The organism is Streptomyces sp. 6-11-2 (assembly GCF_006540305.1).
In the GTDB taxonomy this organism is placed as follows: Bacteria; Actinomycetota; Actinomycetes; order Streptomycetales; family Streptomycetaceae; genus Streptomyces.
In genome coordinates this window covers 6,810,326-6,822,142 of record NZ_BJOR01000001.1, presented here as the reverse complement: position 1 = coordinate 6,822,142, position 11,817 = coordinate 6,810,326, and the positions used below count along the sequence as shown (strand labels likewise).

Annotated in this window: 7 protein-coding genes; 5 read left to right on the top strand and 2 right to left on the bottom strand. The window is 71.4% G+C overall.

The genetic code is table 11. The features are described from left to right. Positions 1-307: 307 nt before the first annotated feature. Genes TNCT6_RS30510 through sbnA form a run of 5 tightly spaced genes read left to right on the top strand, consistent with a single transcriptional unit; the run spans position 308 to position 9,344 of the window. The gene (locus TNCT6_RS30510; RefSeq protein WP_141364121.1) at positions 308-2,836 is read left to right on the top strand and encodes a Pls/PosA family non-ribosomal peptide synthetase; all 2,529 of its coding nucleotides are present in this window, start codon (positions 308-310) and stop codon (positions 2,834-2,836) included. A gap of 14 nt (positions 2,837-2,850) precedes the next feature. After that, complete coding sequence (locus TNCT6_RS30505; protein ID WP_141364119.1) at positions 2,851-6,120, top strand: amino acid adenylation domain-containing protein; 3,270 nt, start codon at positions 2,851-2,853, stop codon at positions 6,118-6,120. A 53-nt stretch (positions 6,121-6,173) separates the two neighbouring features. Then, positions 6,174-7,178: a TauD/TfdA family dioxygenase gene (locus TNCT6_RS30500; RefSeq protein WP_141364117.1), complete on the top strand. Its 1,005-nt coding sequence runs from the start codon at positions 6,174-6,176 to the stop codon at positions 7,176-7,178. Next, positions 7,175-8,254, top strand: coding sequence for a 2,3-diaminopropionate biosynthesis protein SbnB (sbnB, locus tag TNCT6_RS30495; protein WP_141364115.1), 1,080 nt, complete (start codon positions 7,175-7,177; stop codon positions 8,252-8,254). The genes TNCT6_RS30500 and sbnB overlap by 4 nt, the downstream gene beginning before the upstream one ends. A gap of 37 nt (positions 8,255-8,291) precedes the next feature. Continuing rightward, entirely contained in the window at positions 8,292-9,344 is a 1,053-nt protein-coding gene (gene sbnA, locus TNCT6_RS30490) for a 2,3-diaminopropionate biosynthesis protein SbnA (protein WP_141364113.1), read from the top strand. A gap of 72 nt (positions 9,345-9,416) precedes the next feature. Here sbnA and TNCT6_RS30485 read toward each other — a convergent pair whose 3' ends face one another. Together TNCT6_RS30485 and TNCT6_RS30480 are read right to left on the bottom strand one after the other, a co-directional pair. Next, entirely contained in the window at positions 9,417-11,156 is a 1,740-nt protein-coding gene (locus tag TNCT6_RS30485; protein WP_141364111.1) for an MFS transporter, read from the bottom strand. A gap of 51 nt (positions 11,157-11,207) precedes the next feature. Then, complete coding sequence (locus TNCT6_RS30480) at positions 11,208-11,651, bottom strand: MarR family winged helix-turn-helix transcriptional regulator (RefSeq protein WP_141364109.1); 444 nt, start codon at positions 11,649-11,651, stop codon at positions 11,208-11,210. Between the last annotated feature and the right edge of the window lie 166 nt (positions 11,652-11,817).

Sequence of the window (11,817 nt, the reverse complement as noted above, 5' to 3'; positions counted from 1 at the left end):
CGGCCCGCCGAACGCGCGTTCCACGACCAGCCGGCCACGGCGCCGATACGCCCCCCGCGGCATGCCGGGGCCCTCCCGGAGGGTGAACCCCCATACGAGTGAGATTACTCAGGCCGTCGGCGCAAAGAACCGAGGAATAGAGGCGCGTCGAACACTCCGGTTGCCTCGGCGCGAGTGGATCCAAGTGGCATCCGAGCGATGACCGAACAAGACTGATCAGTGGTTTCGTGATCAGGCGAAAACGCACGGTCCCGGAGACCGGGCACCGTTGGCCGATGGTTTTCGACCTTTCCTTCAGGGAGCTGGCATGGTGGAGAAGTCTGCCGACATCTTGATGCCCGGGCCGGACGAGCCCGTGATCGCCGGGCAGGCACGCTCCCTCCCGGCGACGGCGGACACCGAGAGGGAGCTCGCCGGAATCCTGGCGGACGTCGTACAGGCCGAACACGTTCCGCCCGAAAGTCATTTCTTCGACGACCTGGGCGCCAACTCCCTGGTCATGGCGCAGTTCTGCGCGCGGGTCCGGAAGAGATCAGATCTGCCGCCGGTGTCCATGAAGGACATCTACCGCAACCCCACGGTCCGCAGCCTGGCGGAAGCCCTCGCGGAGCTCGCTCCACCCCTCGCCGGCGCACCCGCTCCGGCGGCCCCGGCGGCACCCGCGGACGAGGCGCCGGCACCGGCCGCGACGACACCGAGCACGGCTCGCTACGTGCTGTGCGGCACGGCTCAGTTGCTCATTTTCCTCGGATATTCGTTCGTCGCCGGAATGGCCACCGCACGGGCCTACGAGTGGGTCGGCTCGGCATCGGGCCTCGCCGACATCTATCTCCGGTCCCTGTTGTTCGGGACCGGCGGTTTTCTCCTCCTGTGCGTCTTCCCGATCGCGGCGAAGTGGATTCTCGTCGGCCGCTGGAAGCCGGGCGAGTTCCCGGTGTGGGGTGCGGCCTATCTCCGCTTCTGGATCGTCAAGGTGCTCCTGCACGCGAATCCGATGATCCTCTTCATCGGAAACCCCGTGTACGTGTTGTACCTGCGGGCCCTGGGCGCGCGGATCGGCAAGGACGTCACGATCCTCTCCCACTCCGTGCCGGTCTGCACCGACCTGCTCACCATCGGCGCGGGCACGGTGATCCGCAAGGACGCGTTCTTCCTGTGCTACCGGGCGCACGCCGGGCGCATCCAGACCGGCCGGATCGACATCGGCCGGGACGCCTTCGTCGGCGAGAAGTCGGTGCTCGACATCGACACCTCGATGGGCGACGGCTCACAGCTCGGCCACGCCTCCGCACTGTACCGGGGCCAGCACGTGCCGGCCGGCGAACGCCGGCACGGCTCCCCGGCACAGCCCACGTCGGTCGACCACATCAGGGTCGAGCCGACCCGGTGCGGCACGCTGCGGCGGGCCGTCTTCGGGGTGTCCTCCCTGCTCCAGCTGTTCCTGCTGTACCTGCCGTTCGGCGTCGGCGGCGTCTACATGCTGTTCGCGGAGGTACCGGCGCTGCGCGGCCGGCTGGACGCGGGGACGACCCTGTCCACGGTGCCGGAGTTCCTCACCGACACCCTGGTCGTGTCCGCCGTGCTGTTCTTCGGCGGGGTCGTCGTGGGCCTGGCCCTGATGTTCGCGGTGCCCCGGCTGCTGAGCCTGGCCGTCAAGCCCGACCGGGTCTACCCGCTCTACGGCTTCCAGTACGCGATGCACCGGGCAGTGGCCGGCCTGACGAACCTCAAGTTCTTCCCCTGGCTCTTCGGCGACAGCTCCTACATCGTCCCCTATCTGCGCCGCCTCGGATACGACCTGTCCCAGGTGGAGCAGACCGGCTCGAACTTCGGCACCGAGGTGCAGCACGAGACGCCGTACCTGGTGTCCGTCGGCAGCGGGACGATGGTGGCCGACGGGCTCTCCGTCATCAACGCCGACTACTCCAGCACCTCCTTCAGGGTGAGCCGGGCGACGATCGGCGCGCACAACTTCCTCGGCAACAACATCGCCTATCCGGCGGGAGCCAGAACGGGCGACAACTGCCTGCTCGCGACGAAGGTGATGGTCCCCCTCGACGGCGAACTGCGCGAAGGGGTCGGGCTGCTCGGCTCACCGTCCTTCGAGATCCCCCGCTCGGTGGAGCGCGACACCCGCTTCGACCACCTCAGGACGGGCGACGCCCTGCGCCGCAACCTCGCCGCCAAGAACCGTTACAACCTCCGCTCCATCGCACTCTTCCTGCTGCTGCGCTGGGTGCTCGCCGCCGTGCTCACGGGAGTCGGTCTGGCCTGCGTCGACCTGTACGGCACGCTGGGTCACGTGGTGATCGGTGGCTATCTGGCCCTGACCGTCGCCATCACGGCCGGCTACTTCATCCTGGTGGAACGGGCCATCGCCGTCTTCCGCTCCCTGCGCCCCCGCCTGTGCTCCATCTACGACCCGTACTTCTGGTGGCACGAGCGGCTGTGGAAGGTGCCGGACGAGTGGCTCGAGCTGTTCAACGGGACCCCCTTCAAGCGTCTGGTCTGGCGCCTGATGGGCGTGCGCATCGGCCGCAGGGTCTTCGACGACGGCTGCTACATCACGGAACGGACGCTCACCGTCATCGGGGACGACTGCACGCTGAACGTGGGCAGCAAGATCCAGTGCCACTCGCAGGAGGACGGCACCTTCAAGTCGGACCACACCAGGCTCGGATCCGACTGCACCCTCGGGGTCGGCGCACACGTGCACTACGGCGTGACGGTGGGCGACGGGGCCGTACTGGCGCCCGATTCCTTCCTCATGAAGGGCGAGGAAGTCCCCGCGAAGGCGGAATGGGGCGGAAACCCCGCCGCGCCGACGGCGAAATGAGGAAGGGCCATTCAATGGGAGCGCTCGTGGCAGCGGACAGGGAGTTCTGGAGCGAGGTGCTCACCGCAGGCGGGTTCACCGCCGTTCCGCGGTGGGCACGCGAGCCGGTGGCCGGTGACGCCGAACACGAGGAGACCGTGCCGGCCGGGACGGCCCGGGCGGTGCGCGCCCTCGCGGCGGAGCTGGGGGTGCCGTCCAGCACGGTCCTGCTGGCCGCGCACGCCAAGGTGCTGGCCGCGCTGTCCGGTGAGCAGGACGTGGTGACGGGCTGTGTCACGGGCCCCGACGCCGGCCCGCTGCCCTGCCGGCCGGCCGTCGCGCCGGGGTCCTGGCGCCGGCTGGTGCTCGACACCCACCGTGTCGCGGCGGCCCTGCTCGCGCACCGGGACTTCCCCGTGGACGAGCTGCGCCGGGAGCTGGGACTCCCAGGACCGTTGTTCGAGGCCGTCTTCGACCCGGCGGACACCGGGGGCGGCGCCCTGCCCGCCGGGGCGGTGCTGCGGATGGCCTTCGGCGAGCGGGACGGGCTGCTGACGGCACGGTTGCGGTACCGCACGGACGTGCTGGACGCCGAGGCCGCGGCCCGGGTCTGCGGTTATCACCTGACCGCGCTGCGCCTGATGACCGCCGACGTGGACGCCGAGCACACCCGGCAGAGCCTGCTGTCGCCCGAGGAGACGCGCGACCAGCTGGAGGGGCTGGCCGGACCCCATCGGGAACTGCCGTCCGCGCGGGCGCACGAGCTCTTCGAGGAGCGGGCACGGGCCCACCCCGAAGCGGTGGCCGCGGTGCACGGCGAGCGCTCGTGGACGTACGGGGAGCTGAACGCGCGGGCCAACCGGCTGGCCCGCGCGCTGCTGGAGCGCGGTCTGGGCCGGGAGGACGTGGTGGCCGTGGTCACCGCACGCAACCTCGACTGGCTGGCGGCGGTACTAGCGGTGTTCAAGGCCGGCGGTGCCTATCTGCCGATCGAGCCGCACTTCCCGGCCGGGCGCATCAAGGCGACGCTCGCCCGGGCCGGCTGCCGGCTGGTGCTGACCGAGCCGGGCAGCACCGGCACCCTGGACGAGGCGCTGGCCGCGCTGCCGCCGGGGACCGAGAAGCTGCTGATCGAAACGGCGTACGCGCAGGAGCACGCGGACGACGACCTCCGAGTGGAGGTCTCCCCGGGCCAGTTGGCGTACATCTACTTCACCTCGGGCTCCACCGGCGAGCCCAAGGGAGCGATGTGCGAGCACGCCGGCATGCTCAACCACCTGTACGCCAAGATCGACGATCTGGGGATCGGTCCCGGGCGGGTGGTGGCACAGACGGCTCCGCAGTGCTTCGACATCTCCCTGTGGCAACTGCTGGCCGCGCTGCTGGTGGGCGGGCGGACCCTGCTGGTCGAGCAGGACGCCGTCGTGGACGTGGAGCGGTTCGTCGACACGCTGGTGCGCGGCCGGGTCGCCGTGGCGCAGGTCGTGCCCTCCTATCTGGAGGTGGTGGCCTCGTACCTGGAGCGGCACCCGCGCGAACTGCCCGACCTGGCCTGCGTGTCGGTGACCGGCGAAGCGCTGAAGCGGGAACTCGTCCAGCGCTGGTTCGCCCTCCAGCCCGGCATCAAGCTGGTCAACGCCTACGGGCTGACGGAGACTTCGGACGACACCAACCACGAGGTCATGGACGCGGTTCCGGAACGGGTGCTGCTGGGGCGCCCGGTCGGCAACGTGCGCGTCTACGTGGTCGACGAGCACCTTTCGCCCGTGCCGCTCGGCGCACCCGGGCTGATCGCCTTCTCCGGCGTGTGCGTGGGACGCGGATACGTCAACGACCCCGAGCGGACCCGTGAGGCCTACCGCGAGGACCCGCACCGGCCGGGCGAGCGGCTGTACCTGGCGGGCGACTGGGGCCGCTGGCACCCCGGCGGGAAGCTGGAGTTCCTCGGCCGCCGGGACAGCCAGGTCAAGATCCGCGGGTTCCGCATCGAGATCGGGGAGATCGAGAACACCCTGCTGCGCGTTCCCGGGGTCCGGGACGGCGCGGTGGTCGTCGCCGAACTCGCGGGCCGCAGCACGCATCTGATCGCCTTCCACACCGGCCGGCGACTCGATCCGGAGGAGTTGCGCGACGCGCTCGGTGCCGTGCTCCCCGCGTACATGGTCCCGTCGGCCTTCCACTGGCAGGACGGGCTGCCCCTGACCGCCAACGGCAAGATCGACCGCAAGGCGCTGACCGCGCTGGCCGAACGGGGCGAGCAGACGGCGGAGGAAGCCGGTTCCGGCGAGTCCGACGACGCCCCGCGCACCCCGACCGAGCGGAGGCTGGCGGCCGCCTGGGCGGAACTGCTGGGCCTGCCCGGGCAGACGATCGGCCGACGGGACCACTTCTTCGACCGCGGCGGGACCTCCCTGTCGGCGGTGAAGCTCACCATCGCCCTGAACCGCGCGGTGTCCCTCAAGGACATCACCCGGCACCCGGTGCTCGCCGAACTCGCGGCGTGCCTCGACGGCACGGCCCGGCAGCGGCCGGAGCTGCTCCAGCCGCTGTCGGCGGGCGAGGATTCCCCCGAGTGCGCGCTGGTGTGCTTCCCCCACGCGGGCGGCAACGCGGTCAACTTCCAGCCGCTGGCGAGCGCCCTGGCCGGCAGCGGCGTCGCCGTCCACGCGGTGGACCTGCCCGGACACGACCTGGCCGCAGGCGAGGAGCCGTTCGCGCCGTTGGAACAGGTGGTGGAGCGGGTCGCCACGGAGATCGCCGGGCGCGGCCTGAAGCGGGTCATGCTCTGGGGCCACTCCTCCGGCACCGCGCCCGCCCTGCTGACCGCCCGGAGGCTCTCCGCGCTCGGAGTGGAGGTGACCCGGGTGTTCCTCGGCGCGCAGTTGCTCGGCACGGCCGCCGAACGACGCGCCGCAGCCACCGAGTTGACCGAGCGCGGCGACGCCGAGATCGCCGCCCGGCTCGGTGCGGACGGCGGCCACCTGGAACTCGGCGAGCTGAACGCGGAGCACGCCGAGCGCGTCGGGGCCGCCTACCGGCACGACTGCGTGTTGGCGCACCGCTGCTTCGCCGACGCCCTGGACAGGCCGCCGGCGGTGAGACTGGCCGCGCCGGTCACCGTGGTCGTCGCCGCCGATGACCCGAGCACCGCGGGCTTCCAGGACCACTGGCGGGACTGGGAGTTCCTGGCCGAGCAGGTGGCGCTGCGTGAACTCACCGACGGCGGCCACTACTTCCCACGCACCCGCCCGGCCGCGGTGGCGGCGGCCGTACTGGACGCCGCCGACCTGCTGGCCTCCTCCTGAACACCGCTGAGGACCACCCCGGCCTCGTTGGTGACGAACGAAAGGAAACCGAGATGTCGTTCTCGTCCCCGGCTTCGGTACTGGAGGTGGAGCTGCGACCGGACAGACCGCCCGTCCTGCGTGTCGAGACCTCTGCGGACGCGACCGGATGGGCGGCCGAGCACCGCGAGACACTGCGGGCCCGGGTCGCCGAGCACGGAGCCGTGCTCGTACGCGGCCTGGGACTGCGGGAGCCCGAGCAGATCTCCGCCGTCTTCACGGAACTGGCCGGCCCGCTGATGCCGGAACGGGAGGCCTTCGCCCCCCGCGAGTCCTACGGCCCCGGTCTGTACTCCTCCACCGCCTGGCCCGCCAACCAGCCCATGTGCATGCACCACGAGCTGAGTTACGCGCTGAAGGTGCCCGGGCTGATGCTGTTCGCGTGCCCGACCGCGCCCGCCGGGGGCGGGGCGACCGCGGTGGCCGACGCGGAGGCGGTGCTGAACGCGCTGCCCGCGGAGCTGACCGAGCGCTTCGAGCGTGAGGGCTGGCTGCTCACCCGCAGCTACAACGACGAGATCGGGGCGTCCCTGGCGGAGTCGTTCGGCACCGACGACCGCGAGACCGTCGAGAACTACTGCCGCGCCCATGCCATCGAGTTCGCCTGGCAGCCGGACGGCGGCCTGCGCACCCGGCAGCGGCGCTGCGCCGTGGTCCGGCACCCGGTCACCGGCCGGCGCTGCTGGTTCAACCAGATCGCCTTCCTCAACGAGTGGACGCTGGCCCCGGAGGTGCGCGAGTACCTGGTGGACGAGTACGGCGCGGACGGGCTGCCGTTCAACACCCTCTTCGGCGACGGCGCACCGATCGGCGAGGAGGTCGTGCAGCTGCTCAACGAGACCTACGAGGCACACACCCAACGCGAGCCCTGGCAGTCCGGCGACCTGATGCTGGTCGACAACATCCGCACCGCGCACAGCAGGGAGGCCTTCACCGGTGACCGACAGGTACTCGTCGCCATGGCCGAGCCCCAGCGCCTGGCCGAGTACGGCCCGACCCCGAAGGGAATCCGGCGATGACCCCCGTGACCTCCCCCGCCACCGACCCGACCACCTCCCGGCCCACCCCGGTGCCGACCTTCGCCGTGATCTCCGGCGCCCAGGTCCGGCAAGCGCTCGAAGGGCGTGAGAAGCAGCTCACGGAGCTGGTCGAGGCGACGTACCGGCTGCACGGCTCCGGCAGCACGGTGAACCCGCCGTCGTACTTCCTGCGCTTCACCGACCGTCCCACGGCGCGGATCATCGCGCTGCCGGCCTCCGTCGGCGGGTCGGCGGGCGTGGACGGACTGAAGTGGATCTCCAGCTTCCCGGCCAACGTCGGCGCCGGCCTGCCCCGGGCCTCGGCGGTCCTGGTCCTCAACGACCACGACACCGGCTACCCGTTCGCCTGCCTGGAGAGCTCCATCATCAGCGCCACCAGGACCGCCGCGTCCGCGGCGCTGGCCGCCGACTGGCTCACCCGCAACCGGCCCCGCCCCACCCGGGTCGGCTTCTTCGGCACCGGCCTGATCGCGCGCTACATCCACACCTTCCTGACCGGCACCGGCTTCAGCTTCGACAGCGTCGGCGTGTACGACGTGTCCGCCGACAGCTCCGCCGGGTTCTGCGGCTACCTGCGCCAGACCGGTGCCCCCGGGCACGCCCCCGAGGTCACCGTCCACGAGAGCGCCGAGGACCTGATCCGCTCCAGCGACCTGGTGGTCTTCGCGACGATCGCCGGCGAGCCGCACGTCACCGACCCGGCCTGGTTCACCCACCATCCGGTCGTCCTGCACGTGTCGCTGCGCGATCTCGCCCCCCAGGTGCTGCTCTCCGCGGCCAACTTCGTCGACGACGTCGAGCACTGCCTGAAGGCCGGCACCTCGCCGCACCTGACCGAGCAGCTCACCGGCGGCCGGGACTTCCTGCACGGCACCCTCGACGACGTCATGACCGGGCGGGTGGATCCGCCCACCGACCGGCCGGTGATCTTCTCGCCGTTCGGCCTGGGGATCCTCGACCTCGCCGTCGGCAAGTACGTCTACGACGAGGTGGCCCGCGCCGGAAACCTGCACGTCATCGACGACTTCTTCCATGAGCTGCGCCGATACGGCTGAACGTTCCTACCCTCGGCCCAGGCATCAGGAGGCCAGCGTGCCCGTCATCTCAGCCCCCCACGCCTTCAACGAAGGCCAACTCTATGTTGATCTCCGGCCGACATTCGGGCGCTCGCTCTACCTGAAGTGCGAGGGCTTCAACTTCGCCGGCTCGATCAAGATGAAGGCCGCGACAGAGATGGTGGAGGCCGCGGAACGGGACGGCCTCCTGACGCCCCGCTCGATCCTCATCGAGTCCTCGTCGGGCAACCTCGGTGTGGCGCTCAGCATGATCGCCGCCAGCAAGGGCTACCGGTTCCTCTGCGTGACGGACTCCCGCTGCAACCTGTCCGCACGGCTGCTGATGGAGGCGCTGGGCAGCGAGGTGCACGTCATCGCCGACCTGGATGCCAACGGCGGCTTCCTCGGCGCGCGGATCGACTACGTCCGCGCGCTGTGCGCCTCCGACGAGCGGTACGTCTGGCTCAGCCAGTACACCAACCCGAACAACTGGGGGGCCCACTACCGCAAGACCGCGCCGGAGATCGCCCTCCAGTTCCCCCGTCTCGACGTGCTGTTCGTCGGCTCGGGCACCACGGGCACGCTGATGGGCTGTGCCCGCTTCTTCCGCGAGTGGCACCGGCCGGTGCGGATCGTTGCGGTGGACACCGTCGGCTCGGTGGCCTTCGGCGGCAAGCCGGGCCGGCGGATGATCCCCGGCCTGGGCATGAGCATGCGCCCGCCGCTGCTCGACGAGTCCTTCGTCGACGAGGTGGTCCGGGTCGAGGAGGCGGACACCATTCGCGCCTGCCACCGACTGGCCCGGCGCGGCTTCCTGTTCGGCGGGTCCACCGGGACGGTGGTCAGCGGCGCGATGGACTGGCTGTCGCGCAACGACGCCCGCGCCCTGACCGCCGTGGCCATCGCCCCGGACCTCGGGGAGCGCTACCTCGACACAATCTACCAGTCCTCCTGGCTCGAGGACCTGTACGGCGACGCGTTCCTCGGCGACCGGCACGACCGGCCGGAATCCGGCCCCGAGGAGGTCACCGCGGGCTCCCTGGCCGTCGACCCCCGCTCACGCACGCGGCGCGCGCCACACGACCGGTGACGTCCGCCCCGCGGACGGGGACCGCGCGGCGGACGGCCGCCTCGCGGTCCCCGTCCGGGGATCCGGCGCCGGTCAGCCCGCCGCGCCCCGGAGTTCCGGCAACATGGCCGCGGTCAGCGGCCGCGGCTCGCTGCCGGGGTCGACGAGGACCACGGTGCAGGTGGCGGCGTGGGTCAGGGCCGCGGTGAAACTGCCGTCGGCGAACTGAGCGAGCGGGCCGCGCGGCGAACGGCCCACCGCCACGGCACGCGCGCCCACCTCGGCGGCGTGCCGGGCCAGGGCGCGGCCGGCCGCCGCGTGGTCGCCGACGCTGCCGAGGATCTGGCCCCGCGCGACGACGCCATGGGCGGCGAGCCGGTCGAGGTGGGCGGTGACGGTGGCGTGGGCCTGCGCGAAGTCCTCGGCGTCGGCCGCCTGTTCCTCGACGACGGCGGTCTGCTGGACGTGCACGACCTCCAGGGGGCTGCCGGTGTCCCGGGCGAGCCGTGCCGCGGCGTCGACGATCACGGCTGCCCCTTCGTGGGCGCCGACGGCGACGATCACGGGCGGCGTGCCGGTGGGCGCCGCGGTGCCGACGGACGTGAACGTCGGTGTGACGGGCTCCCCTTCACCGGTGCGCGTCTCGGCCTCCCGCAGCAGCCGGTGGCCGAAGGCCAGCACCGGAATGGCGAGGAGGAAGGTGGCGGCGCCGAGGTAGAACGGGACACTGAGGTCGGTGGCGTCGGCGAGCTTGCCGGCGACGTAGGGTGCCAGGCCGCCGCCGATGAACCGCAGGAAGCCGTACGCGGAGGAGGCGACGGGCCGCTCGACCGGGGAGACGAGCATGACGGCCTGGGTGGTCAGGGTGTTGTTGATGCCGATGAACGCGCCGCTGACGATGACCGCCACGATGACCACGGTGGGGCTGGCGACCCCGGCCGCGATGACGGCCATCACGATGCTCAGGCCGAGCAGGTTGGCGTAGAGGACGGGGGCGGTGCCGTAGCGGGCCTGAAGGCGCGGGGCGAAGAAGACGCTGAAGGCGGCCACGAGCAGGCCCCAGCAGGTGAAGACCAGCCCGAGCTGGTGGGCGCCGAGCTCCATCGGGTACGGCGCGTAGCCGAGCATGGTGAAGAAGCCCCAGTTGTACAGCAGGGCCATGATGCCCATGGTCAGCAGGCCGCGGTGGCGCAGTGCCTTGAGGGGGGCGAGGGGCGAGGTGCGGCGTTCCGGTTTCGGCAGGTTCGGGACGAAGGCCAGGGTGGCTATGAGCGCGACGGCCATGAGGATGGCGACGCCGAAGAAGGGGCCGCGCCAGCTGATGGCGCCCAGTTCGCCGCCGAGCAGCGGGCCCACGGCGATGCCGAGGCCGAGCGCGGTCTCGTAGAGGATGATCGCGCCGCCGAAGCCGCCGCTGGCCGAGGCGACGATGACGGCCAGCGAGGTGGCGATGAACAGGGCGTTGCCCAGCCCCCAGCCGGCGCGGAAGCCGACGATGCCGTTGATGGAGCCCGAGGAGCCGGCCAGGGCGGCGAAGACGACGATGACGGCCAGGCCGGTGACGAGGGTGCGCTTGGCTCCGAAGCGGCTGGAGAACCAGCCGACGATCAGCATCGCGACCGCGGTGACGATCAGGTAGCTGCTGAACAGCAGGGAGACCTGGCTGGGCGTGGCGTGCAGGCTCTCGGCCAGGGCGGGCAGGATCGGGTCGACCAGGCCGATGCCCATGAACGAGATGACGCAGGCGAACGCGACGGCCCAGACGGCCTTGGGTTGTTTGAAAGGGCTGGCGGCCTTTCCATGACCGGCGGCCTTTCCGTGCGGTGCACTCATGTGCGCCTCTCCTGTGAGGTGGGCTGAGGTGAGCGGTGGTGGCGCGGCGGGTCAGGAGCGCGCCTGGCGGTCCTCGATGACGCGGGCCAGGGCCGGCAGCGCGACCCGCACCGCCCGCTGCTCGGCCTCGGGCAGTTCCTCCACGAGCTGCTGCAGGGCCCGGGCGCGTTCGGCGCGGCGCTGCCGGAAGAGTTCGAGACCGGCGTCGGTGGCCTCCACCAGCACGCCCCGGCCGTCGCTGTGGTCGGCGGTGCGCCGTACCAGGCCCGCCCGCTCCAGCCGGGTCACGAGCTGGGTCATGTTGGGCTGGGACACGCTCTCCGCCCGCGCCAGCTCGGTCAGCCGGTAGGGGCCCTCGCGGCCCAGCCGGGACAGTGCCGAGGAGGCGGCCGTGCTCAGTCCGCCGGAGGTGGCGCTGCGGCGTACGTAGCGCACCATCTGCTCGACGGCGATCATCAGGTCCTCGGGCGACGCCTCGGAACCCACTGGGTCCATAACCCGCTTATGCATAAGTGCATTATGCACTTGGATGTAGGACGAAACAAGATTCTGGTACGCGGGGAGGCGGAAACATGTCGAGGCCGGCCGGAGCGGGCCGGCCGGCCTCGATGCCATGATCAGCCGAAGTCAGGCGTGATCAGGCGTGTTCAGTTGTGGCCAT

Coding starts and splice junctions, on each gene's coding strand:
- TNCT6_RS30510 (WP_141364121.1), top strand. CDS start 308: ATGGTGGAGAAGTCTGCCGACATCTTGATGCCCGGGCCGGACGAGCCC.
- TNCT6_RS30505 (WP_141364119.1), top strand. CDS start 2,851: ATGGGAGCGCTCGTGGCAGCGGACAGGGAGTTCTGGAGCGAGGTGCTC.
- TNCT6_RS30500 (WP_141364117.1), top strand. CDS start 6,174: ATGTCGTTCTCGTCCCCGGCTTCGGTACTGGAGGTGGAGCTGCGACCG.
- sbnB (WP_141364115.1), top strand. CDS start 7,175: ATGACCCCCGTGACCTCCCCCGCCACCGACCCGACCACCTCCCGGCCC.
- TNCT6_RS30485 (WP_141364111.1), bottom strand. CDS start 11,156: ATGAGTGCACCGCACGGAAAGGCCGCCGGTCATGGAAAGGCCGCCAGC.
- TNCT6_RS30480 (WP_141364109.1), bottom strand. CDS start 11,651: ATGGACCCAGTGGGTTCCGAGGCGTCGCCCGAGGACCTGATGATCGCC.